This is a genomic window from Flavobacterium hibernum (genome assembly GCF_000832125.1).
Taxonomy (GTDB): Bacteria; Bacteroidota; Bacteroidia; order Flavobacteriales; family Flavobacteriaceae; genus Flavobacterium; species Flavobacterium hibernum.
Genome location: NZ_JPRK01000008.1, coordinates 147,461 through 172,622, shown reverse-complemented (window position 1 = coordinate 172,622; position 25,162 = coordinate 147,461). Strand labels below are relative to the sequence as shown.

Annotated in this window: 16 protein-coding genes; 7 read left to right on the top strand and 9 right to left on the bottom strand. The window is 32.9% G+C overall.

Annotated features, from left to right (window positions below):
* Positions 1 to 37: 37 nt before the first annotated feature.
* On the top strand, positions 38 to 2,794 hold the full coding sequence (locus tag IW18_RS09870; protein ID WP_041517421.1) for an outer membrane beta-barrel protein: 2,757 nt from the start codon (positions 38 to 40) through the stop codon (positions 2,792 to 2,794).
* Between the two features lie 219 nt (positions 2,795 to 3,013).
* Here IW18_RS09870 and IW18_RS09865 read toward each other — a convergent pair whose 3' ends face one another.
* The 8 genes from IW18_RS09865 to IW18_RS09830 all read right to left on the bottom strand — a co-directional run bounded on the left by IW18_RS09865 (position 3,014) and on the right by IW18_RS09830 (position 10,426).
* Positions 3,014 to 5,560: a TonB-dependent receptor gene (locus IW18_RS09865; RefSeq protein ID WP_041517420.1), complete on the bottom strand. Its 2,547-nt coding sequence runs from the start codon at positions 5,558 to 5,560 to the stop codon at positions 3,014 to 3,016.
* Between the two features lie 252 nt (positions 5,561 to 5,812).
* Positions 5,813 to 6,226, bottom strand: coding sequence for an RrF2 family transcriptional regulator (locus IW18_RS09860; RefSeq protein ID WP_041517419.1), 414 nt, complete (start codon positions 6,224 to 6,226; stop codon positions 5,813 to 5,815).
* A 9-nt stretch (positions 6,227 to 6,235) separates the two neighbouring features.
* Positions 6,236 to 7,015, bottom strand: a complete 780-nt coding sequence (locus tag IW18_RS09855) for a tetratricopeptide repeat protein (protein WP_041517418.1) — start codon at positions 7,013 to 7,015, stop codon at positions 6,236 to 6,238.
* 58 nt (positions 7,016 to 7,073) lie between these two features.
* On the bottom strand, positions 7,074 to 7,910 hold the full coding sequence (locus IW18_RS09850) for a TPM domain-containing protein (RefSeq protein WP_041517417.1): 837 nt from the start codon (positions 7,908 to 7,910) through the stop codon (positions 7,074 to 7,076).
* A gap of 3 nt (positions 7,911 to 7,913) precedes the next feature.
* A complete protein-coding gene (locus IW18_RS09845) occupies positions 7,914 to 8,351 on the bottom strand; it encodes a TPM domain-containing protein (RefSeq protein ID WP_041517416.1) in 438 nt (145 codons plus the stop codon).
* An 86-nt stretch (positions 8,352 to 8,437) separates the two neighbouring features.
* A complete protein-coding gene (locus IW18_RS09840) occupies positions 8,438 to 9,025 on the bottom strand; it encodes a LemA family protein (protein ID WP_041517415.1) in 588 nt (195 codons plus the stop codon).
* A gap of 42 nt (positions 9,026 to 9,067) precedes the next feature.
* A complete protein-coding gene (locus IW18_RS09835) occupies positions 9,068 to 9,400 on the bottom strand; it encodes a MerR family transcriptional regulator (protein WP_041517414.1) in 333 nt (110 codons plus the stop codon).
* Between the two features lie 48 nt (positions 9,401 to 9,448).
* The gene (locus IW18_RS09830; RefSeq protein WP_041517413.1) at positions 9,449 to 10,426 is read right to left on the bottom strand and encodes a peptidoglycan DD-metalloendopeptidase family protein; all 978 of its coding nucleotides are present in this window, start codon (positions 10,424 to 10,426) and stop codon (positions 9,449 to 9,451) included.
* A gap of 220 nt (positions 10,427 to 10,646) precedes the next feature.
* Here IW18_RS09830 and alaS point away from each other — a divergent pair, with 220 nt between their 5' ends.
* Together alaS and IW18_RS09820 are read left to right on the top strand one after the other, a co-directional pair.
* Entirely contained in the window at positions 10,647 to 13,277 is a 2,631-nt protein-coding gene (alaS, locus tag IW18_RS09825; RefSeq protein WP_041517412.1) for an alanine--tRNA ligase, read from the top strand.
* A 113-nt stretch (positions 13,278 to 13,390) separates the two neighbouring features.
* Complete coding sequence (locus IW18_RS09820; protein WP_041517411.1) at positions 13,391 to 13,768, top strand: GxxExxY protein; 378 nt, start codon at positions 13,391 to 13,393, stop codon at positions 13,766 to 13,768.
* 92 nt (positions 13,769 to 13,860) lie between these two features.
* Here the strand turns inward: IW18_RS09820 and IW18_RS09815 are convergent, their stop codons facing one another.
* The gene (locus IW18_RS09815) at positions 13,861 to 15,606 is read right to left on the bottom strand and encodes an ABC transporter ATP-binding protein (RefSeq protein ID WP_041517410.1); all 1,746 of its coding nucleotides are present in this window, start codon (positions 15,604 to 15,606) and stop codon (positions 13,861 to 13,863) included.
* 142 nt (positions 15,607 to 15,748) lie between these two features.
* On the opposite strand from IW18_RS09815, the gene IW18_RS09810 reads away from it, so the two are divergent.
* The 4 genes from IW18_RS09810 (at position 15,749) to tamL (ending at position 25,134) form a co-directional block, all read left to right on the top strand.
* Positions 15,749 to 16,540, top strand: a complete 792-nt coding sequence (locus IW18_RS09810; protein WP_041517409.1) for a hypothetical protein — start codon at positions 15,749 to 15,751, stop codon at positions 16,538 to 16,540.
* 97 nt (positions 16,541 to 16,637) lie between these two features.
* A complete protein-coding gene (locus IW18_RS09805; RefSeq protein ID WP_041517408.1) occupies positions 16,638 to 17,594 on the top strand; it encodes a GSCFA domain-containing protein in 957 nt (318 codons plus the stop codon).
* Between the two features lie 150 nt (positions 17,595 to 17,744).
* A complete protein-coding gene (locus IW18_RS09800; protein WP_041517407.1) occupies positions 17,745 to 22,835 on the top strand; it encodes a translocation/assembly module TamB domain-containing protein in 5,091 nt (1,696 codons plus the stop codon).
* A gap of 4 nt (positions 22,836 to 22,839) precedes the next feature.
* A complete protein-coding gene (gene tamL, locus IW18_RS09795; RefSeq protein ID WP_394331626.1) occupies positions 22,840 to 25,134 on the top strand; it encodes a translocation and assembly module lipoprotein TamL in 2,295 nt (764 codons plus the stop codon).
* Positions 25,135 to 25,162: the final 28 nt, after the last annotated feature.

The window sequence follows — 25,162 nt, the reverse complement described above, 5'->3', positions numbered from 1 at the left end:
CTCTATTTGGGTCTTACTATTTCTAACTAACCATTTTATGACCAAAATTTATTATTTTCTAATTTTTTCCCTCTTTTGTTATTCGGCAAGTGCTCAGAACGAAATTGTTATTAAAGGAACAGTTGTCGATATTAATACACAATTGCCGCTAGAACTGGCAACGGTTTATTTTACAACAGTCAAAGATTCTACAGTAATCGAATATGCTACAACCGATAAAAACGGTGCTTTTAGCATTAGAACTAAAAAAATTGATAAGCCCGTTTTTTTGAAGGTAAATTATATGGGGTATCAACCTTATTTTGAAGAAGAAAAAAGTCTTTTAGAAAATAAGGATTACGGTAAATTATATTTGCTCGAGGCTGCAAATGCTTTAGATAATGTAGTTATAAAAAGTGAAGCTCCGCCAATTACTATAAAAAAAGATACTTTAGAGTTTAATGCTGCATCGTATAAAGTTCGCCCAGATTCTAATGTAGAAACGCTGCTAAAACAATTGCCAGGTTTTGATGTGGGAACAGATGGTAAAGTTACCGTAAACGGACGAGAGGTAAATCAGGTTTTGGTAAACGGAAAGACGTTTTTTGACAAAGATGGTGCCATTGCGTTGAAAAATCTTCCGGCTGAAATTATTAAAAAAATCCAAGTTTCAGATTTTAAAACAAAGAAAGAGGAACTCTCTAAACAAGAATCGACTTCAGATTATTCCAGTATCAATATTACAATCGACGAAAAGAAAAACAAGGGATATTTTGGAAAAATACTTGGAGGCTATGGTTCTGATGAACGTTATGAAAGTAGTCTTCTGTTAAACTTTTTCAATAACAAACAAAAAATAAGTGTTTTGGCATCGTCAAATAATATTAACTCAACCGGTTTTGCAATGGATGAGGTTTTTGATAATATGGGCGGCGGCCGAAACAGCAAAGGCAGTGTCGGAAGTTCCGGAAGCGGTAAAGGAATTACACAATCGAATTTAGTTGGGCTTAATTATTCTGACGATTGGACGGAGAAGTTAATGGCTATGGGAAGTTATAATTTTTCGAATTCCATTAATAATAACGAAAGCAAATCAGATCAGGTTAGTTTTTTACCCACAGGAAACATTGCAACTTCGGCCGATTCAAAAACTAGAAATGAAAGCACAAGTAATAATGTAAATTTAGAATTGGAGTATAAAATAGATCCGTCGACACGATTGGTAATTGTGCCAAAAGTTAATCAATCCCGTTCGAATGGTAATTCGTCTTCATCGAGTGCTTCAGAAGATGAGAATGGAGTTGCTTTGAACGAAAGTAACGCTAAATCATTCTCAGAAAGTACCAATACAAGTTTTACCAATACCATTAACTTTAATAAAGCATTCAAGAAAAAGTCACGTAATTTTAGTGTTGTTTTTGATAACAACAATTCTAATACTGATGCTGATGCCTTGAATCTTTCTCAAACTATTTTTTATAAGGACAACAAGCCCAACGATGATAGAAATCAGAAAAGTATCAATAAGAATAAAAATGATACTTACTCTCTTGAACTTGAATATACAGAGCCTGTTACAGATTCGTTAAGAATTCGTTTTGGATCTGATTTTGATTGGAGTAATGACATGAAGGATACAAAAACATTCGATTATAATGCTACATCGCAATCTTATTCTAGTTTAAATGATTCATTGTCTAATTACACTACTTCAAGGCAAAATTCCTTTAGTCCAAAAGTGGGGATTACATGGCAGAAGAGTAAGTTTACAGTCAATTTAAACACTAGAACAGCACTTATTCAGTTTGATAATCATTCGTTATATTTGAACAATGCGACAGATTTAAACAAGAAATATGCGTTGCCATATGGAGATTTTCAGATACGTTATAAGTTTAGCCGATCAAAAAATCTATCATTCAAATACGATTATTCGAACGCACTTCCATCTGCAGTGCAATTAATGCCGGTATTAAATTTAAGCAATCCGTTAAATACTTTAATTGGAAACCCTAATTTAAAACCGATCGAGAAAAATAGTGCGAACTTTAGTTTTAGAAATTATGATTTCCGTACGCGTTCCGGATATAGTTTGTATGTAAAAGGAGATTACTATAATAACGATGTGGTTTCGACTTCGATTTATGATGACAGTGGAAAAAGAACTACTACATACGCAAATATTTCGGGCACTTACATCGCATCTGTTGGTGGAAACTGGAATCAATCGATAAAAAAAGATGCTAATGTTTTTAGATATGGTTTTGGGCTAAACGGTAGTTATTCGTTTGATAAAGGCTATACCAATGCTATTATTTACAACGCAAAATCTACAGCCATTACGCCAAAAGTAAATCTTACTTATGAGTATGGAGAAGTTTTGGTTATTTCGCCATCATATAGTTTATCATACAATCAAACCAATTATGAGAATTCTTCACGAGATGCGAGTTCAAACGTTGTGCATCGAATCAATTTTCAAACAACAAGTTACTGGCCAGAAAATTTAATTTTTGGAAACGATTTTGGTTACACATACAATTCTAGTATTTCGAGTAATTTCAAAAAAGATTTCTACTTATGGAATACAAGTTTGTCTTATGGTTTTTTTGATAAAAAAGTATATGCTAAAATAAAAGTATATGATGTTTTAAATCAGAACCAAAGTGCAACCAGAACTATCTCGGCAACCTCAATTCGCGATGAAGAAAATACAGTTCTAAAGCGTTACGTAATGTTTTCACTGAGTTATAAAATAGGAAATTTTGCTGCTGCTGAAAAAGGAAAAAAGAAAAGACAAAGAGGAGAGGAATAGCTTTTTTAAAGGTTCAGAGGGACAAAGGTTTTAAATTAGAGACGTACAGTTGTGCTTTTTTTTTTTTGTGCTATGAATTCGATTTAATAAAATGAAAACCTTTTGCGAAATGCGTAAGCAATATTGATTTTGAATTTTTACGAATTTGATGTAAAACAAAAAAACGAGGTAAGTTTATAAAACCGACCTCGTTTACTTTATATAAAATTAACTAAGTGCTTACAATGAATATTTTAAAGTTACTCCATAAGTTCTTTGGTCACCAATTACACCTGCATATTGTCCAGTGTTTCCACCTGCTGGTAACAATTGTTCGTAGTAATCTTTATTTAAAAGGTTACGTCCCCAGAAATGAATTGATAAACCTTCAGATGCTCTAAAACCAATACGAGCATTAAAAATTGCATAACCCGGAACAACTAAATATTTTGAAGCCGATGGACTTGATGAAAATTTAGAACGGGCGTAGCCATCTAGAGCAACGAAAACTTTTCCTTTATTTCCAAAGAATTTTGCAGTGTTTGAAAGTTCACCACCCAAAGATCCTGCCCATTTTGAAGCACCTGGCAATTCAGTTCCGGAAACATCTTTAAAAGCTACAGGAGCTCCAGTTTCTTCTAATGGAAGTGGTGCATTTGTAAACTTAACATATTTACCATCAGTATACGTTGCAGCAGCATTTAAAGTAAAGTGTTGGCTAAAAACAAAACTAGCATCAAGTTCAGCCCCTTTTACACGTACTTCGTCAGCGTTTGCAAGATATCCACGGTTTACACCCAATTCTGCAGCTTGTACATTCGTTTGGAAATCTTTAATATCCGTATCAAAGAACGCAAGGTTAAATACTGAATTTTTAAAAGGAGAAGTTTTTACACCAATTTCATAGTGATTAACTTTTTCGGGTTTAATTACCGCAAGATCTAATAATGGCTGACCTTTTGCATCAGTAGGAAGTCCAGCTACGTTTACACCAACTGGTTTGTAACTTTTTGCATAAGTAGCATAAAAATTAATTTTGTCCGAAGCTTTGTAAGTCAATGTTAAGTTTCCAGAAAAGTCAGTGTTATCAGTACTAGAATCAAATGCCTGATCAGAATAAACTAGTTTTTTCAACGCCAATAATGCAGGATCAGTAGTTTGTAAACCTCCGTAAGTTGTACGAGCATAATGCGCATCTTTTTTATCGAAGTTATATCTTAAACCTGGTAAAATGTGTAAACGATCTGTAATAGCCCAATCAATTTGACCAAAAACTGCCGCACTTGAAGATCTAATGTTGGCATCCGTTTTAATTCCGTATCCTTCAAAAAGACCCGGAGTTTTCCATAATGGGCTAGTCGTACTTTGAGCAAATCTCCATTGTGCATTACCAGATTCCTCAGTTCCGTCTGTTTGAGATGTTTGATCAATAAAGAACACACCCACAACACCACTTATTTTTGAGGTAAGTTGACCTGCGTAACGAACTTCTTGAGTAAATTGAGTTTGTCTTGTAGGATTTTGTGATTTTGCCAAAACTTGCAATCCTGTAAAATCCCTGTCATTTGATGGATCCCAGTTCCAAAAACGCCAAGCAGTTGTTGATGTAAGAGTTCCTGTTCCAATTTTTGTATCAATATTAAGAGAAAGTCCTCCCATATCTTGTCCAGAACGCCATGGCGTATCATGATCAATTTTACGATCAAAAGCATTACGGCTTGGAAGTTGGTAGTTTAAATCCTTAATAATAGCATCAAACTGTCTGTAAGCAGCTCTTTGTGTTGGTGCAACACCTGCAACAACCTGAGCATATCCATCAGGACGTTGAGTAGTAATATCACCGGCAAATATAATGTTAGTATTTTCTGAAGGAGTAAAAAGTAATTGACCTCTAATTCCTTGATTGTTTAAAGTATTTGTTGGTCTTCCTGTTACAACATTATCAATTAAACCATCACGTTGCGTACCTGAAAAGGAAATACGACCTGCAATTTTACTGCTCAATGCTCCAGTAACCGAAGCTTTTGCCTGAAGAAAATTGTAATTTCCGTAACTCACCTCAAAGTCAGCTCCAGTAGTAAAACTTGGTTTACGAGTAGTAATGTTAAAAGCACCAGATGTTGTATTTTTTCCAAACAAAGATCCTTGTGGCCCACGTAAAACCTCAATTTGCTCTACATCAATAAAGTCAAGAGTAGTGGCAGCAGGACGAGCATAATAAACACCATCAACATAAAAACCAACTCCAGGATCAATTCCATCATTTGTAAGTCCAAAAGGCGAACCAAGACTACGAATATTGATACCGGTATTTCTAGGATTTGAAGAGTACAATTGTACAGATGGAACTAATTCTTTAATACGATTAACATTAAAAGCTCCTGTTTGTTCTGCTTGTTTACCAGTAATTACAGAGATAGCAATTGGCACATCCTGAACTTTCTCGATTCTACGTCTTGATGAAACCACAACTTCAATAAGTTCATTTTCTTCCTTTAAGAAAACTTGTAAAGGAGATGTTGGTAAATCTGTAAGTTGAATCTCTGTAGTTTTATATCCTACGTATTGAACTAAAATAGTTAACGGAAGTTTTCCTTTTGTATCAATACTAAATTTTCCGTTTTGATCGGTGGTAGTGTTAGAAGTAGTTCCTTTTACAACGACATTTGCTGCTTCTAAAGGTGTGTTATCGTTTATTTTAACAACACCATCTATGTTTTGTGCGAATGATATTGAGAAAGTTAAAAAAGATAATAGGGTAAGTATATTTTTGATAGAATTTTTCATTTTTATATTAAGTATATGTAATTAGTAGAATTTATAATAAATTTTTTTTACCAACACATACACATCATAGAAGAATTATTTTTCAAGGTTGTAAATTGACTATTTTGGTTTCTTTGCAAAAGATTTTTAGATCCACCAGATAGATTGTAATGTACTTTCATAGGGTTAAAATTTTGTAAATGGTTTGTTAATTATTTTCTGCAAATATAAATATTAATTCTATCGATTTACTAGGAATTAGAAAATATTTTTTTATTTCTTTACAAGTGAGGCGATTGTGATGCCTTGCATTGCTTTTAAAGTCTCATCACGAATGATCATTAAACCGTGTCTCAGGCTACATTCTTCCTCGGTTTTACAATCAGAGCATGGCTCGTAAAAGTTTAACGAAGCACATGGTAAAAGCGCAATTGCACCGTCAAATAAACGATGAATTTCTGCCAAAGTAATGTCGTTTTTTGAACGTATCAAGTAATATCCGCCAAATTTTCCTTGTTTGCTGCTCACAAAACGTCCTCGTTTTAGATCTAATAAAATTTGTTCTAAAAACTTTTTAGGAATATTGGCGCCATCAGCAATTTCTATAGTTCTAGAAATGTGATTCTCATCTTGTTCTGCTAGATAAAGTAAGGCCTTAAGGGCGTATTTTGCTTTATGTGATAACATTTTTCCGTATTATTTTTTACAAAGTTCGATTATTAATTCCTGTGCTGATAAATACCCAAAATTAAACGCTTTTTTTAAATCTGAACAATAATCTCCTTTTATTTTGAAATTAATAAAATAAAGTGCTCTATTAAAATAAGTTTCCGCATTTTCCGGCGCTAATTTTACTGCTGTATTAAAATCAGTCAAAGCGTCTTTTGAGTTAAGCATTGCTTTTGAAATTCCCCTGTTTTGATAGGCGTCAACTGATTTTGGATCCATTTCAATTACTTTATCAAAATCAGCAATTGCTTCTTTATGTAAATTTAATTCTTTTTTTAGTAATCCTCTATTTTGGTAAGCAGCTAAGTTATCAGGTTTAAGCGCGATATTTTTAGTATAATCTTCGATTGCAGCCGTACGATTAAAAAGTTTTCGTTCCGCATACGCTCGGTTAAAATATGCTTTTTGCGAATCTTTATTTAATGAAATACATTTAGAAAAGTCTGCAACGGCATTTTTATAATTCTGTGTTTTAATGTTTAGATTTCCTCTACTAAAATAGATATTAAAATCATTTGGCGTTATTGAAAGCGCCTTGTTGTAATCTTCAAGTGCATCAGAATAATTTTCATTTACATAGTTATTATAACCTCTGTAATAATAGTTTTCGGCACTTGGATTCTGAGCGATTATAGTATTTAATTCTTCAATTTGCTTGCCAGCTTCGATCTTATCATTATCAATAAACTCTTGCGAGTAAGAGGTAAAATAAGAACAAAAAATAAAGAAATAAATACTAATTCTCATAAATAGATTTTAATGAAATAAAAAAGTGAAAATTGAGACTGCGACTGAAAACTGAAATCTACCAGCCTCCACTAGAACCTCCACCAGAGAATCCGCCGCCGCCAAAACCTCCTCCGAAGCCTCCTCCACCGCCAAAACCTCCACCAGATGATCCGCCACCGAAACCTCCAAATCCGCCTCCGCTACTTCTTCCAAGATTACTTAGAATAATAGCATCGAGTAGGCTAGGGCCTCCACCACCATTGTTGCCCGAATTTCCTCCGCCGCCTTTATTTCGAGAAAGCAGAATTAAAACAATAACAATAATTACAATAAAAGGTAATATTGGAAAATCTTTTCCTTTTGCTTGTTGTTTACGCTCGCCTTTAAATTTTCCTTTAAAAACATCAATTATAGCATCAGTTCCTTTGTCAAGACCGTTGTAAAAACTTCCGGCTTTAAATTCAGGTATAATTATATTTCGAATTATGGTTCCGCCAATTCCGGCAGTCAAACGATCTTCAACGCCATAACCGGGATTAATGGCAATCTTTTTTTCGTTTTTTGCCAATAAAATTATTACACCATTATCATCTTTTGCAGTTCCTCCAATTCCCCAGGTTTGTCCCCATTTTGTGGCTAACTGGCTAACATCTTCACCTTTCAAACTTTCAATTGTAATTACCACAATTTGAGTTGTTGTGGAGTCTGAGTAACGAATTAGTTTTTCTTCAAGTTGAGCTTTTTCAGATGCGCTTAAAACGTTGGCATAATCATAAACTGAAGTTTGTATTTCTGGGACTTTAGGAATCTCAAATTGTGCAAAAGTACAATTGGTAATAAAGAATGCTATGAATAGAAAGGATAGTTGAAAAAGTCCTTTTGAATATGATGTTTTGTTTTTGGAAATTTTCATTATTTATCCTTTTGAGATTTCGTTAGATAATTCGTTGGTGTCGCCTTCAGACCAAGGGAAATATTTTTTTAATTGTTCTCCGGCGTTTAGAATTCCATCAACGATACCTTGCTTAAAGTTTCCTGATTTAAACTGAGCTACCATAGCATCTTTGGTACAATCCCAAAAATCTGTGGCTACAAGGTCATGAATACCTTTGTCTCCGCAAATGGCAAAAGTTTTATCTTCTACGGCAAAATAAAATAAAACACCATTTTGTTGTTGGGTTTCATTCATTTTTAAATCATAAAAAACTTCTAAAGCCCTATCATAAGGAACTTTAGAAGTTGTTTGTTCTATATGTACTCTAATTTCGCCAGAAGTATTTTTTTCGGCCACACGAATTGCTTCAACAATATCTTGTTCTTCTTCTTTGGTTAAAAAATCTTCTACTTTTGACATTTGGGTAATTTTAGAGTTTAGATTAACGATTTTAAATTTTAGATTTAATCTGCAATCTAAAATCGTTAATCAAAAATATTAAATCTTTAGAATTTTACTTCAACTGGTTTATCAGCACCTTCAACAGCATTAAAATATGCTTTTTCTTTGAATCCAAACATACCAGCAAACAAACTATTTGGGAATGTTTTAATATGATTGTTGTATGGTTTAACAGCTTCATTGAAACGAGTTCTAGCTGTTAAAATTTGATTTTCAGTACTAGCTAATTCGTCTTGTAATTTTAAGAAGTTCTCATTAGCTTTTAGTGTTGGATATTGTTCAACAGAAACTAATAATCTAGATAGAGATGAAGATACACCGCTTTGTGCTTTATTGAATTCAGCAAGTTGTTCTGGCGTAATGTTCGTTGGATCAACCGTTACACTTGTTGCTTTTGCACGAGCTTCGATAACGGCAGTCAATGTAGATTTTTCAAAATCAGCAGCACCTTTTACTGTGTTCACTAAATTTCCAATAAGGTCATTACGTCTTTGGTAAGCCGTTTGAACATCTCCCCAAGATTGCTCTACAGTTTGATTTAATGTAACGGCAGTATTGTTTATTCCTTTAACCCAGCTGTATATTCCAATAATCACAACTGCTCCAATAATCCAAGGCAAAAATCTTTTCATGTGTATTTAATTTAAGTTTGTTTCTAATTTTTAATAAATATACTATAATTCGTTCTTAATTTCGTTTAATTGTGTTTTTATGGTCTCTAATTTACGTATTATTTCGAATTTATCTAAAGTTTTCTTTTGTCCTTCTTTCAAATGTATTTTGGCACCTTCGAGTGTAAAACCTCTTTCTTTGACTAAATGATAAATCAATTGCAGGTTTGTAATATCGTCCGGAGTAAACATTCTGTTGCCTTTGGCATTCTTCTTTGGTTTTAAGATATCAAATTCACTATCCCAAAACCTGATTAATGATGCATTGACATTAAATGCCTTGGCAACCTCGCCAATGCTATAATATCTTTTATCTTTTGAAAGCTCAATATGCATGTTTCTTTATTTTCTATTTTAATTTCAAAAATACTACTTTTTCGAGTATTAATCTAATGACTGATTCTCTTGATTTGCCATTTGCGAAATCGCCACATATTCGACTGCCGAAATATTTCCGTAGTAAAAATTTAGCGGATTCACGACTTTTCCATCTTTATGCACTTCGTAATGACAATGCGGTCCTTCAGATCTACCTGTGCTTCCCACATATCCAATAACATCACCGCGTTTGACATGTTGTCCTGGTCTACAGTTGTATTTGCTTAAATGTGCATATAAACTTTCGTATCCAAAACCATGCCTGATCACGACATGATTTCCAAATCCCGATGCAGAAGCGTCAGCTCTGTCAACAACGCCGTCACCTGTGGCATAAACGGGTGAACCTGTTGGAGCAGTAAAATCCATTCCGTTATGCATTTTTCGCACTTTCGTGAAAGGGTCAGTTCTATACCCAAAACCCGATGCGACTTGTTTTAAATTCTCATTTCGAACTGGCTGAATCGCCGGAATGGCTAATAATAAGTTTCCTTTTGTGCTTGCCAATTTCAAAATATCATCTAATGATTTAGATTGAATGGCTAATTCTTTAGATAATCGGTCAATTCGTTTTGTTGTATTTAAAACCAGTTGTGAGTTGTTATAGCCTTCTAAATCTTTGTATCGTTTAGAATCTCTAAAACCTGCTTTTCTAATCGAATCCGGTATTTCGGTTTTATTAAAATAAACTCTGTATATATTATTGTCTCGCTCTTCTAATGTTTCGGCTACATCATCAATTTGATCCATTTTTCGGTTCAAAATGGCGTATTGCAGTTTTAGGTTCTCAATCTCACGCGCTTGCAAACGATCTTTTGGAGTTTCGAAATAAGGAGTGTTGATTAAGAGTATAAAAACTAAAAAACCAAACAAGGCCGAAGCCACCAAAAACAACAATGCATAGCCAAATTTAGCCCGTTTTCTGGTTTTTATTTTCGTATAAGCCAGATTTTCTGAGTCGTAATAATATTTTACTTTCGCCATATTTTAAAATACCCTATTTTTGCAGCTTGTAAAATTAGTGAGTCGAACAAAATTAATAAATGTTTCAGTTGTTCGAAGCTTTTTTTCAAGAATAAAAAACAATTAGATAATTAGATAATGCGACAATTAGATAATTATTGTTACAATAAATTTTAATTATCTGATTGACAAATTTTCGAATTATCACATTATCAAAATTGACACATTTTCTAATTATAACATGAAATCACAAGACGTACGTAAACAATTTTTAGATTTTTTTGAGAGCAAAGGACATACAATTGTTCCATCGGCTCCTATTGTACTTAAAGACGATCCAACCTTAATGTTCAACAACTCGGGAATGGCCCAGTTTAAAGAATATTTTTTAGGAAACGGAACTCCAAAAAGTCCTAGAATAGCCGATACGCAAAAATGTCTTCGTGTTTCAGGAAAACATAACGATCTTGAAGAGGTTGGTATCGATACGTATCACCACACCATGTTTGAGATGTTAGGAAACTGGTCTTTTGGAGATTATTTCAAAAAAGAAGCAATTAACTGGGCTTGGGAATTATTGACTGAAGTTTATAAAATCCCAAAAGAAAATCTTTATGTTTCTGTTTTTGAAGGAAGTAAAGAAGATAACGTTCCTTTTGATCAGGAAGCTTGGGATATTTGGAAAGGATTGATCGATGAAGACCGAATTATTCTTGGAAATAAAAAAGATAATTTTTGGGAAATGGGAGATCAGGGACCATGTGGACCTTGTTCTGAAATTCATGTTGATTTACGTACTCCAGAAGAAAAAGCAGCCGTTTCAGGAAAAAGTTTAGTAAACAATGATCATCCGCAAGTTGTTGAAATCTGGAACAATGTATTCATGGAATTCAACCGTAAAGCAGATGGTTCTCTGGAAAAACTTCCTGCACAACACGTTGATACCGGAATGGGATTTGAGCGTTTGTGTATGGCTTTGCAAGGAAAAACATCAAACTATGATACTGATGTTTTCATGCCTTTGATTAGAGAAATTGAAACTATTACTGGAGCAAATTATACTGTTAAAGCATCAAATGAAGCTGAGGAAAAAGTAAATATTGCAATTCGTGTTATTGCAGATCACGTTCGTGCTGTAGCTTTTGCTATTGCCGATGGACAGTTGCCGTCTAACACCGGAGCTGGATATGTAATTCGTAGAATTTTGCGTCGTGCAATTCGTTACGGATTTACTTTCTTAGGCACAAAAGAGCCATTTATTTTTAAATTGGTTGAAACTTTGAGCGAGCAAATGGGAGATTCTTTCCCAGAAATCAGAACTCAAAAAGCCCTTTGTTCGAATGTAATTCGTGAAGAAGAAAACTCTTTCTTGCGTACACTAGATCAAGGATTAATCTTGTTAGATGCTGTAATTTTAAATAATCAAGGAGATACAATCGATGGTAAAAAAGCTTTCGAATTGTATGATACTTATGGATTTCCAATCGATTTAACGGCTTTGATTCTTTCTGAAAAAGGATTAAAATTAGACGAAGCAGGATTCCAGGAACAATTGCAATTGCAAAAAGAAAGATCTCGTGCTGCATCAAAAGTTACGGCTGGAGACTGGAATGTAATTGTTGAAGATGATATTCAGGAATTTATTGGTTACGATAGATTATCACACCAAGTAAAAATTACTAAATACCGTAGAGTTGATAGTGTAAAAGATGGTGAAATTTATCAGTTGGTTTTCAATGCAACTCCATTTTACGGAGAAAGCGGAGGACAAACGGGAGATAAAGGATATTTAGAAGCTCAAAACGGAGATATCATTTATATCATTGATACTAAAAAAGAAAATAATCAAACAATACATTTAACACAATCGTTACCGGATAACATTACCGGAACTTTTAATGCTGTTGTAGATGCTAATCAAAGAGCAAAAACTTCGTCAAACCACTCGGCTACGCATTTATTGCACCAAGGTTTACGCAAGATTTTAGGAACGCATATTGAGCAAAAAGGTTCGATGGTTCGTAATGCTTCTTTGCGTTTTGACTTTTCTCACTTCTCTAAAGTTACTGATGAGGAATTATTAGAGGTAGAAAACTTTGTAAATGCAAGGATTCGCGAAAGTTTGCCATTAATCGAGAAAAGAGCAATTCCAAAAGATCAGGCAATCGAAGAAGGAGCAATTGCTTTGTTTGGAGAGAAATACGGAGATTTAGTTCGTATGATTAAGTTTGGAGATTCTGTCGAATTATGTGGAGGAACACACGTAGCAAATACATCTGATATTTGGCATTTCAAAATCGTTTCAGAAGGTGCTGTTGCATCAGGAATTAGAAGAATTGAAGCAATTACAAGTGAAGCTGCAAAAGAATATTTTGAGTCACAAGCTGTTGCGTTAAGTGAAATTAAAGAAGCACTTAAAAATGCTCAGGATCCTGTAAAATCTATTTTGGCATTACAGGATGAAAACGCTCAGTTGAAAAAACAATTGGAAGTTTTATTGAAAGATAAAGCTAAAAACATGAAAGCTGATTTGGCTAAAGAATTGCAAGAAATTAACGGAGTTCAATTCTTAGCAAAACAAGTTGATTTGAATCCGGAAGGAGCAAAAGATTTGGCTTACGAATTGGGTAATTCTTATCATAACTTATTTGTAGTTTTCGCTACAGCTCATGAAGGAAAACCAATGTTAACTTGCTATATTTCTAAAGAATTAGTTGCTGAGAAAAACTTAAACGCAGGACAAGTTGTTCGTGAATTAGGAAAATATATCCAAGGTGGAGGAGGAGGACAACCTTTCTTTGCTACTGCAGGAGGTAAAAACGTTGATGGAATCGCTGAAGCTTTGGCTAAAGCCGTAGATTTTGTGAAGTAATTTTTTAATCTCGCAAAGACGCAGAGTCGCAAAGTATTTTATATGCTTTGCGACTTTTTTTTAGTTTAATAGTTTTATGTAAGTTTTTTCTTTAATTTTATAAAAAAGAGAAAATGATAGAAAATGAAATTTCAGCTATTGTAGTCGATGTATGTTATAAAATCCATGTAAAACTTGGTCCAGGATTGTTAGAATCTGTTTACGAGGTAATTCTGCATCATGAATTAACTAAGCGAGGTTTGAATGTAGAAAGACAAAAAGTTTTACCTGTTATTTGGGATCAAATAAACTTAGATATTGGCTTTAGAGCAGATTTAATAGTTGAAAATAAGGTAATTTTAGAAATCAAATCAATTCAACAACTTACCGATGTTCATGCAAAGCAAGTTTTGACTTATCTCAAAATCACGAAAATGAAGTTAGGTTTACTTATAAACTTTAATGTACCAATAATAAAACTTGGTATAAAAAGAGTAGTTTCAAATCTCTAGCTTTTTAAACTTAAAAACTTAGTAATAAAAAAAGTCGCAAAGAATTAAAGAAAACTTTGCGACTCTGCGTCTTTGCGAGATTTAAAAAAAAACTATTTTCTCTCCCCAATCTGCTGGCGCCACATAGCGTAATACAAACCTTTTTCAACAATTAAATCTTCGTGTTTTCCTTCTTCAATAATTTTTCCTTGTTCCAGAACAAATATTTTATCGGCGTGCATTACAGTAGATAATCTGTGAGCAATTAAAACCGTGATTCTGTTTTTGTCAGATATGTTTCTGATGGTAGTATTAATTTCTTCTTCGGTAATAGAATCTAATGCAGACGTTGCTTCATCAAAGATCAATAAATTCGGATTTCTTAATATCGCGCGAGCAATCGATAAACGTTGTTTCTCTCCACCCGAAACCTTAATTCCGCCTTCGCCAATTGTAGTGTTTAAACCATCTTCGGCACGTTTTAATAGTTTGTCACAACTTGCTCTTTTCAGTGCATCGTATAAATCTTCGTCGGTTGCATTTGGTTTTACAAACAATAAATTCTCACGAATAGTTCCGGAGAATAACTGAGCATCTTGCGTTACAAATCCTAATTGTTTTCTTAAATCCAATAAATCAATTTCTGTAGAATCAATATCATTGTAGAGTACACGACCTTCAGCGGGCGTATATAATCCAACCAATAATTTTACTAAAGTTGTTTTTCCAGAACCGGATGGCCCAACAAAAGCAACAGTTTGCCCTTGTTTGATTTCAAAATTGATATTTTCGACCGCTTTAAATTTTGCCGTTTTATGCTGAAAACTCACATTAGAAAATAATAAAGACTGAATTGCTCCAACATGTTTAGGATTTTTTGGGCGAAATTCTTTTGGAGCACTCAATAAAGTCTTGAAGTTTTCCATCGAAACTTTAGTCTCATTTACGGCAATGATAAAATTCCCTAATTCTTGTAAAGGTCCAAAGATGAAAAAAGTAAAAAATACCATCGTTAGTAAATCACCCACAATAATTTTATTCCCAAACAAAAAATAATACAAAGTAAAAACCACACAAGTTCTTAAAAAGTGTACGGTTGTACCTTGAATAAAACTCAAACTTCTAATGAAACGAATTTTTTCCAGTTCAAGATGTAGAATTTTAAAAGTATTTAAGTTCAAACGTTTTTCTTCCTGATACGTTAAACCTAAACTTTTTACAAGTTCAATATTTCTTAAACTCTCCGTTGTAGAACCTGCAAGAGCATTAGTTTGATTGACAATTTTTCGAGAAACAATTTTTATTTTTTTTCCTAAATACGAACTAATCAAAGCAATAATAGGCGCCGTAATCAAAAAGATAATCGAAATACGATAATCGATTCTGGCAACATATACAATTACAAATATGAACCCAATTATGGTTTGAAAAATTAGAGAAATCGAAAGCGTAATTAATTTTTCAGAGTCAGTACGTACTTTGGTTAATTTACTTAAAGTTTCACCACTGCGTTGATCTTCAAATTCTGCGTAAGGTAAATCGAGAGATTTTTTAATTCCGTCCGTATACATTTGAGCTCCAGTTCGCTGGATCACAACATTGGTAAAATAATCCTGAAAGTTTTTCGTAATTCTGGAAATCATTGCAGCACCAAGCGAAAGTCCGAGCCAAAACGATAATGATTTTATGAAACCCATTTCGTTTCCTTCGTATTTATGCAAACCAACACCGCAGTCTTGCATTAATTTTCCAGTAATTACAGAGTCTGATAAGCTGAAACAGATGTTTATTGTAGCCATAATCAAAGCAAAAAACAGAAGCATTTTATGTTTGATTATATAGGAATATAGTAATTTCATAAGTGAATTTAAATTTATTGAAGATGCAAAAGTAGTGAATAGTTTGGCTATATATCGTTGATTTTTACGCGAGAATATTAATTTTTAGTATTCATATTATTTTAAATTATATTTGCGCGACCAAAAACAAATACCAAAAAATATGAAAAAACTTTTATTGCTTTTCTGTGCATTTACTTTAGTGTTCACGTCGTGTTCAAGCGACGAAAACTCTTCTTCTGAAGATAAATCGATATTGCCTAAAACAATTTCTTATATCTATCCTTCAGTATATTTAGGAACAAATACTAAAAATACTTTGACTTATGATGGAAATAAAATAGTAAGTAGTGTATCACAAATTTCAAAAGTAAATTTTACATATACAGGAAATTTTATTACCAAACAGCAGTTATTTGATGTGGATTCTAAAGGTTTAGAAACTAAAGATATGGAGGCTGAATATACTTATGAAAACGGGAAATTAAAAACCAGAATTACAAGAGAATCTTTCACAACTAAATATCCCAACGGACAATACATTGGCAAAACAGTTTATACTCATGTTTCTAATAATTTGATTTCATATATAGATTACAAAGTTGATCCAGATACTAAAAATGAAACAAAAATTAGCGAAGGAAGTTTTACTTATAAAGACGGTAATCTTATCGAAGATAAAAATGTTAGAGGAGTTGTAACATCGACAAGAACTTATGAATATGACACCAAAAATAATCCTCTAAAAAATATTTTAGGCTTAGATTTATTATTAAAAGAAACAGAAATTTCTAATAACAACATATTAAAAATTAAAAGAGTAGATAGTGATTTGCCTAATTCTTCTGTTTATTTAACAAGTTATATTTATAATGATAAAGGTTTTCCAACGAAACAAACGTCATTAGCAGGCGACGGTAAAACTGTAGAATATGAAATAGAATACACGTATTAACGAATCGAAATTCAAAATTATATTAAAAACCAAATACTTCTGTATTTGGTTTTTTTATTGATGAAAATAGGCGAAATTCGTACTTAAATAAAACTTCATGCAATTCAGAACCCAAATTCCAATTTCTAAAACAAATAATCCAATCGATTATAATTCGAAAGTAATTTCACTTGGTTCTTGTTTTGCAGAAAATATGGCTGAGAAATTCGATTATTTTAAGTTTCAAAGTGAAACCAATTCGTTTGGAATTATTTTCAATCCCGTTTCGATCGAAACCATAATTAAAAGAGTTGTACAGCAAGAATTTTACACAGAGAAAGATGTTTTCTTTTACAACGAACGTTGGCATAGCTATGAAGTACATTCGGATTTAAGTAATTCTGACAGACAAGAATTATTAGAAACTTTAAACAAAGCACTTTCAGAAACTTACAAGCAATTAACCGAAGCGACACATATTATTATAACCTATGGAACCTCATGGATTTATAGAAATATAGAAAGCGATCAAATTGTAGCCAATTGTCATAAAGTACCTCAGAAGCAATTTTTAAAGGAATTATTATCAGTAGAAGTTATTCAGAAAAGTATTCAAAATACCATCGAATTCATTCAAACTTTAAATCCAAACATAAACTTCATTTTTACAATATCGCCGGTTCGTCACATAAAAGACGGATTTGTCGAAAACCAATTAAGCAAATCGCATTTGTTTGCAGCACTTCATTTTAATCTAAAATCTAAAATCAGCAATCTAAAATTAGAATACTTTCCTTCGTACGAAATTATGATTGATGAACTTCGTGATTATCGTTTTTATTCGGAGGATATGTTGCATCCCAATCAGGTTGCAATAGATTATATCTGGAATAGATTTAGTGAAAATTATATTGATGAAAGTAGTGTTTCATTGATGCAGGAAGTCGATGAAATTCAAAAAAGTCTGCGCCATCGAAGTTTTAATCCGGAGTCTGAACAACATCAGAAATTCTTAGCCAAACTTCAACAAAAAATGGAACTTCTAGAAAAGAAGCTTCCGCATATCAGATTCTAGTTTAAATAAGAAAATAGTTACATATAAATAGAATTATAGAATAATTGACCTTAATTATATAAAAATTTGAGCTATATTTTTTACAATTTTGTAAATTGTATAAGACTACAATATTAGTAACGCAATTGTCTAAAAGTGTTTTATTACCGTATGAATAAGAAACCAATTTATTTTCTAAAAAAAGCACTGCGTATACTACTTTGGTGCGTGGTTTCGATTATTGCACTTTTACTACTTCTTATTGTTTTAATTCAGGTTCCATCAGTTCAGAATTTCGCCAAGGACAAAGCGATTAACTATCTACAAGGAAAAATTAAAACTAAAGTTTCGTTAGACCATATTTCTATTAAATTTCCAAAAGACATAGTTTTAGAAGGTTTTTATTTTGAAGATCAAAAAAAAGATACTCTATTGGCAGGTAAACGATTAGAGCTAGATGTCGATTTGTTTAAATTAGTTAGCAGTGAACTCGAAATCAATTCAGTTTCATTAGAAAATGTAAAAGCGAATATTTCCAGAAATAAAGATGGCGTTTTTAATTTTGATTATATCATAAAAGCTTTTGAATCTAAAGAACCCAAAGTCGAAGATCCGGATAGTAAACCATTTAAAATTTCGGTAGTCAAGATAGATTTGAAAAATGTTAATTTTAATTTTAAAGACGATTTTTCTAAAAACGACGTTCGCCTAAAACTTTCCAATTTCGATACCAAATTCAATAAATTCGATTTGGATAAAATGGATTTCGATATTCCGAGCATAAATTTAAGCGGACTAAAAGTTGTTTTAAACCAAGATGTTGTCGAGAAAATAGCCGAAGTTTCAGTAAAAACTGCCGATACAATTTCTAAAAGAAACGACTTCAATTTAAAATTAGGTAAAATCAGTTTGTCTAAAATTGATATTGCTTATGATAATAAAGATTCCAAACTAGATTCAGGAATAAAACTAGGAAACCTGAATTTAGTATTCAATACAATAGACCTCAATAATCAGCTTGTAGATTTAGAAACTTTCGAATTAAAAAATTTAAAAGGAAATCTTCGATTAGGAGCAAAAGACAAACAAATTCAAACTCCAAATTTAGATACAACAGCAATAAAACAGGCTGGTTGGAAGGCAAAATTAAACGATGTTAGTCTGGAAAATATCGCTTTCAAGTTTGATGATATGCAATCGAAGCCTATTTTAAAAGGTATCGATTACAGTCATATGGATTTGGATAAAATCAATTTTAAAGCAGAGAAATTATATTACGGAAACGATACTATTTCTGGAAATATAAAAACCTTAACCGCAAATGATAAAAGCGGATTGCAGATTGAGTCCTTCAAAACCAATTTCTTTTACGGTCCAAAAAATGCATATTTAACTGATTTGTATTTAAAAACCCCACAAACATTACTTCAGGATAAAGTAAAAGTTAGTTATCCATCAATTGCAGCAGTTTCTAAAAATATCGAAAAGCTTTCTGTCGACGCCAATTTAAAGCAATCTAAAATAGGATTTAAAGACATATTATTATTTGTGCCGGATTTGCAAAAAACAAATCCATTTAAAACAAATCCAAATGCCATTTTGTACTTGAATACACGCGTAAGCGGAAAAGTAAATGATTTGAATATTACGCAATTCGAAATGAGCGGAATAGGAACAACAAAAGTTTCTCTTTCGGGAAAAATAAAAGGCTTGCCTGATGCTCAAAAAGCGTATTACGATTTAGACATTAAAAAACTATCCAGCACCTCAAAAGATATTTATTCGTTTGTGCCAGCAGGAACAATTCCAAAAAATATTCAGATACCATCGCAATTAAATTTACAAGGAAAATTTAAAGGTTCAGCTCAGAGTTTTAATACCAATTTGATCTTAAGCAGTAGTTTTGGAAATGCAAAAGTAGACGGATTATTCGATCAACGCGTTAAAAACAAAGAACGCTATGATGCAACTGTTTATTTATTAAATTTCGATTTAGGACGATTGATCAAAAATGATTCAATTGGAAAAATTACGCTTAAAGCGAAAGTAAAAGGCAAAGGTTTAGATCCGAAAACAGCTCAGGCTGAATTTGACGGATTGGTGCAGAAAGCCGTATTTAATAAATACACCTATAAAGATTTAGCATTAAAAGGAAATATAGCAAACGGGTCATTTGCTGTTAAATCTGGAATGAAAGACCCTAATTTGCATTTTGATTTAGTAGCCAGCGGTGACACAAAAGATAAATACCCAAGCATTCAATTAAAACTAAATCTGGATATTGCAGATCTCGAAAAGCTAAATCTACATGCGGGACCAATGAAATTGCGCGGAAATGTCGATGCCGATATTGCTAATAGTAATCCTGATTTCTTAAACGGAAAAGTATTTCTTTCGAACATTCAGGTAGCACAAGGTGCAGAACCAATTGTTTTGGACTCAATGAGCGTAATTGCTTTTGCAGATAATAATCGAAACAATATCAAAATCTCTTCTCAATTCTTAAAAGCAGAAGTTGATGGAAAATACAAACTGACGACATTATCCGCAGCCATAAAAAAATCATTGTCTAAATACATGGATTTAAAAAATCCTAAAGTAAATGGAGAATCAGATGAGCAAAGGTTGGCTTTTACATTAAAAATAGACAACGATCCGTTGCTTTTTAAACTCGTTCCAAAATTAACAAGTTTAGAACCTATTATCCTTACCGGAAAATACAATAATGTTGTTGATTCTTTAGCAATAAAAGGAACAATTCCGAAAATCGTTTATGGAGGAAACACAATTTCTGATGGTAAAATAAATATCGAAGCCAAAGAAAATGCATTAGAATATCAAGTTTCTATCGCGCCTGTAGAAAGCGGAGATTTTAAAATTCCTTTTGCAGGTTTGTCCGGTAATATTCAGAATAATATTCTTTCTTACGCTTTACAAGTAAAAGATAAAGAACAAAAAGAGCAGTATTTAATAAAAGGAGAATTACTGCATGAGAATGGTAAAAACACCTTGAAATTGGATTCGAATAATTTTGTGCTAAATTATGATAAATGGAATCTTGATCCGGAAAACTGTATAGAACTCGATGATAAAAGACTTTATGTAAATAAATTTTTCTTAGAGAATTCAGGCAATGAACTAAGAGTACAATCTCAAAATGAAGGAAATAATTCTCCTTTGAAAGTCGATTTTGTGAATTTCAAAATCGAGACTATTATGAACCTCGTTAAAAAAGACGAACTTTTAATGCAAGGTTTGATAAATGGATCAGCTTTGGTTGAAAACATAATGACAAAGCCAATATTTACATCAGATATAAAAGTAGAAAAATTTGCTTTTAAAGGCGAACCGGTTGGAGATATTGCAATAAAAGTAGACAATAAGACCGATAATTTATTAGCGGCAAATGTAACGCTTACCGGCGAAGAAAATGACGTAAGTCTGACAGGCGATTACAAAATTGACGATGGAAATCTTGATTTTAATTTAGATGTAAATAAACTTACAATTAAAAGTATTCAAGGTTTCAGTATGGGAAATCTTACTGAAGGAAAAGGATTTTTGGCTGGAAATTTTAAAATTACAGGAAAAGCAACCGCACCAAAAGTTAATGGCGAATTAAATTTTAAAGAAGCAGGTTTCAGAGTAACAAAATTCAATTCATACTTTAAAACAGTAGACGAGAAAATAACAGTTCAGAACGACGTAATTACGTTTGATAAATTTTCTTTTCATGACGAAAATGATAATGAGTTAACCATAGATGGAACAATAAAATCTGCTGATTATAGCAACTTTGATTTTGGTTTAACGGTTGTAGCAGACGATTTTAGAGCAATTCATTCTAAAGAAATCGACAATGACATGTTTTACGGTGACTTGATTTTAGATACCAAACTAAATATCAAGGGAACACTTGCAAACCCTATTGTGGGCGGAACGATCAAAATCAATGAAGATACCAAATTTACAGTTGTTTTGCCGCAGTCAGATCCATCAATTGCAGAGCGAGAAGGAATTGTAGAATTTGTAAACGAAGATGATTTACAACTTAAACAAACCATTGCGATCGAGAATAAGCTTAATCAATCGCAATTAATTGGTATGGATGTAAGCGTTGCGATCTCTATAGACAAAAAAGCAGAACTTACCTTAGTGATCGATAAAGGAAATGGAGATTATTTGAATCTAAAAGGTGAAGCTGAACTTATTGGAGGAATAGACCCATCCGGAAAAACAACTTTAACTGGTAAATATGAATTTTCAGAAGGAGCATATGAAATGAGTTTTAATATGATTCGCAGAAAATTTGATATTCAAAAAGGAAGTTACATCATTTGGAATGGAGAGCCAACAATGGCGAATTTGAATATTACTGCAATTTATAAAGTAAATACAGCGCCAATTGATTTATTAGGAAATCAATTGGGAACTATGAGTCCGGCGGAGAAAAACACATACAAACAAAAAATCCCATTTCAGACACATTTGAAAATGAATGGCGAATTATTAAAGCCGGAAATAACTTTTGATATCGTGCTTCCGGATGGAAATTATGATGTTTCGCCAGATATTATTACAAAGTCTAAAACGAAACTAGAACAGCTTCGTCAAGAACCTGCTGAATTAAATAAACAAGTATTTGCACTTTTGCTTTTGAATCGATTTATTGGTGAAAATCCTTTTGCGAGCGAGAGCGGCGGAACAAGTGCCGAATCTTTGGCAAGACAAAGTGTGAGTAAAATACTTTCGCAACAATTGAATGATTTGGCTGGAGAATTGATTTCGGGAGTTCAATTAGAATTTGATCTGGAATCTACAGAAGATTATACAACAGGTGCAAAAGAAAACAGAACTGATTTGAATGTTGGTGTTTCTAAAAAACTTTTAAACGACCGATTAAAAGTAACAGTTGGTAGTAGTTTTGCAGTTGAAGGCCAGGAACGCGCCAATGAGCAAAGCACCAATATTGCCGGCGACGTTGCGCTAGATTATCAACTTACAAAAGACGGGCGTTATATGGTTCGTGCCTATAGAAAAAATGAATATCAGGTTGCTGTAGAAGGACAAGTTGTTGAAACGGGAGTTGCCTTTATTATTACCATGAGTTATAATAAATTCAGAGAACTTTTTCGTCGTAGTGCCGCAGAAAAGGAGATGATTAAAGAAGAAAAAATACGTAAGGAAAAAAACAAACAGAAAGAAAAAGAAGAGAAGGACAAAGAGGAAAATCAAATAGAAGGAAATGAGCAAAAAACATAGCAATATGAAAACAAAATGTATCAGATGTTTTATTGCGATATCCTTATTTTTTGTTTTTGGATGCAGCAATACAAAATACCTGCCTAAAGGCGATTTGTTGTACACAGGAGGTTCTGTTACAATAAAGGATACCATTATAACAAAGAAAGAAAAAAAAGAATTAGAAGCAAATCTTACCGCTTTGTTGCGCCCTTTACCCAATAAACAATTTTTAGGATTGCGACCTAAATTATGGTTTTACAATATTGCAGGCGAACCCAAAAAACAAAAAGGAATTCGATATTGGTTGCGGACTAAAGTTGGTGAACCGCCAGTGCTTTTTAGTAAAGTCGATTTAGATTATAATGCATCTGTTTTGCGAAATTTTACAGAAAACAAAGGTTATTTTAAAACCCGTGTAAGTTCAGATTCCACTGTTAGTAATAAAAGAGTAACTGCAGAATATACTGTTGAACCTAAGAGGCAATATAAAATTAAAAGCGTGACTTTTCCTGACGATTCTTTGGCAATGTCAAGAATTATTGGAAGATCAAGCCGAAGAAGTTTATTAAAAGTAGGTAGACCTTATGATTTGGATGTTATTAAAGCCGAACGCGAACGTATAGATGCCAGACTAAAAGAAAAAGGATATTATTATTTTAATCCTGATTATATTTTAGCTCAGGTGGACAGTACTAAAGGAGATTATGAAGTAAAAATTAGATTGGTAATAAAAGCCGATACGCCGCCAAAAGCACTTACTTCATATAAGATTAATAAAATTGTTGTGTATCCTAATTTTACACTTTCAAAAGATAGTGTGAAATATCGAAAAGAAGACATTGTACAATATAAAGATTTTACAATTATTGACACCGCAAATACGTTTAATCCTAGAGTTTTCGATCGTGCCATATATTTTAAACAAGGTGATCTTTACAACCGTAAAGATCACAATTTAACTTTAAACCGATTTGTAAATCTCGGAACTTTCAGTTTCGTAAAAAATGAGTTTAAACTATCTGACAGTTTACCCAATACTTTAGATACCTATTATTATTTGACGCTTTTGCCGAAAAAATTTATTCGTGTCGAGGTTTTAGGAAAAACCAATTCAGCGAGTTATACAGGTTCAGAGATTAATGTAAACTGGAACAACCGAAATTTATTTGGCGGTGCCGAATTGCTAACAGTATCTGTTTTTGGTGGTGCCGATTTTCAGCTTTCAGGAGCAAATAGCGGAAAAAATATATATAAACTAGGTACAGAAACCAGTTTGACGTGGCCTAGATTTGTAACGCCATTTCGTATCGAAGGTTCGAGTGAATATGTGCCAAGAACCAAAGCCACATTGCGTTACGAATACCAAAACAGAACACAATTGTATGCCTTGAATTCCTTTCAGACCTCTTTTGGTTATTTATGGAAAGAAAATATTAGAAAAGAGCACCAGCTAAATGTCATTGATGTTACATATGTAAGTCCAAACCATGTCACGGCTGAGTATTTGGCAGATATAAAAGAAGATGAATCATTGGCTAAAGTAATTGAAAAACAATTGATATTTGGTCCAACGTACAACTTCACGTATACGAACACCATGCAGAAGCGTAAAAAAAATACGTTTTATTTTAGTGGAGATTTAGATTTGGCAGGAAACATAACAGGGTTGGCAACAGGCGCAAATGTCAAAAAGAATGACACTATAAAAATATTCGACGTTCCGTTTAGTCAATATGTAAAAATGAGAGGTGATTTTAGACATTACCTAAAACTTACTAAGAATAGTGAACTAGCGAGCAGAATCATTTTAGGAATTGGAATTCCATACGGGAATTCTGGTGCTCTGCCAACATCAAAACAATTTGTAGTTGGAGGAACCAATAGTATTCGAGCCTTTAGAGCGAGATCAATTGGACCGGGAAGTTATTTAAATACAAAAACAGATAATTCGTTTTTGCCAGATCAATCAGGAGATTTAAAACTTGAATTTAGTACAGAATACAGAGCGAAATTATTTAGTATTGTTCGTGGTGCAGTATTTGTCGATGCGGGAAATATTTGGCTTATGAATGCCGATCCAAATAAACCTGGCGGAGAAATTACTAAAGATTTCATGAAGGATATTGCCGTAGGTGCAGGAGCAGGTTTACGTTTCGATCTATCGTTTTTTGTTTTACGAACAGATTTAGCATTCCCACTTAGAAAACCGTATTTGCCTCAAGGAGATCGATGGGTAATTGACGATATTAATTTTGGAAGCGGCCCGTGGCGTAAAGAAAACCTGATACTTAATATCGCAATTGGATATCCTTTTTAGAAAATTTTTGATGTTTTTTTGCCACGAA

Coding starts and splice junctions, on each gene's coding strand:
- IW18_RS09805 (WP_041517408.1), top strand. CDS start 16,638: ATGCAATTCAGAACCCAAATTCCAATTTCTAAAACAAATAATCCAATC.
- IW18_RS09800 (WP_041517407.1), top strand. CDS start 17,745: ATGAATAAGAAACCAATTTATTTTCTAAAAAAAGCACTGCGTATACTA.
- IW18_RS09855 (WP_041517418.1), bottom strand. CDS start 7,015: ATGAGAATTAGTATTTATTTCTTTATTTTTTGTTCTTATTTTACCTCT.
- IW18_RS09865 (WP_041517420.1), bottom strand. CDS start 5,560: ATGAAAAATTCTATCAAAAATATACTTACCCTATTATCTTTTTTAACT.
- IW18_RS09835 (WP_041517414.1), bottom strand. CDS start 9,400: ATGCATATTGAGCTTTCAAAAGATAAAAGATATTATAGCATTGGCGAG.
- IW18_RS09845 (WP_041517416.1), bottom strand. CDS start 8,351: ATGTCAAAAGTAGAAGATTTTTTAACCAAAGAAGAAGAACAAGATATT.
- IW18_RS09810 (WP_041517409.1), top strand. CDS start 15,749: ATGAAAAAACTTTTATTGCTTTTCTGTGCATTTACTTTAGTGTTCACG.
- IW18_RS09870 (WP_041517421.1), top strand. CDS start 38: ATGACCAAAATTTATTATTTTCTAATTTTTTCCCTCTTTTGTTATTCG.
- tamL (WP_394331626.1), top strand. CDS start 22,840: ATGAAAACAAAATGTATCAGATGTTTTATTGCGATATCCTTATTTTTT.
- IW18_RS09820 (WP_041517411.1), top strand. CDS start 13,391: ATGATAGAAAATGAAATTTCAGCTATTGTAGTCGATGTATGTTATAAA.
- IW18_RS09830 (WP_041517413.1), bottom strand. CDS start 10,426: ATGGCGAAAGTAAAATATTATTACGACTCAGAAAATCTGGCTTATACG.
- alaS (WP_041517412.1), top strand. CDS start 10,647: ATGAAATCACAAGACGTACGTAAACAATTTTTAGATTTTTTTGAGAGC.
- IW18_RS09860 (WP_041517419.1), bottom strand. CDS start 6,226: ATGTTATCACATAAAGCAAAATACGCCCTTAAGGCCTTACTTTATCTA.
- IW18_RS09815 (WP_041517410.1), bottom strand. CDS start 15,606: ATGAAATTACTATATTCCTATATAATCAAACATAAAATGCTTCTGTTT.
- IW18_RS09840 (WP_041517415.1), bottom strand. CDS start 9,025: ATGAAAAGATTTTTGCCTTGGATTATTGGAGCAGTTGTGATTATTGGA.
- IW18_RS09850 (WP_041517417.1), bottom strand. CDS start 7,910: ATGAAAATTTCCAAAAACAAAACATCATATTCAAAAGGACTTTTTCAA.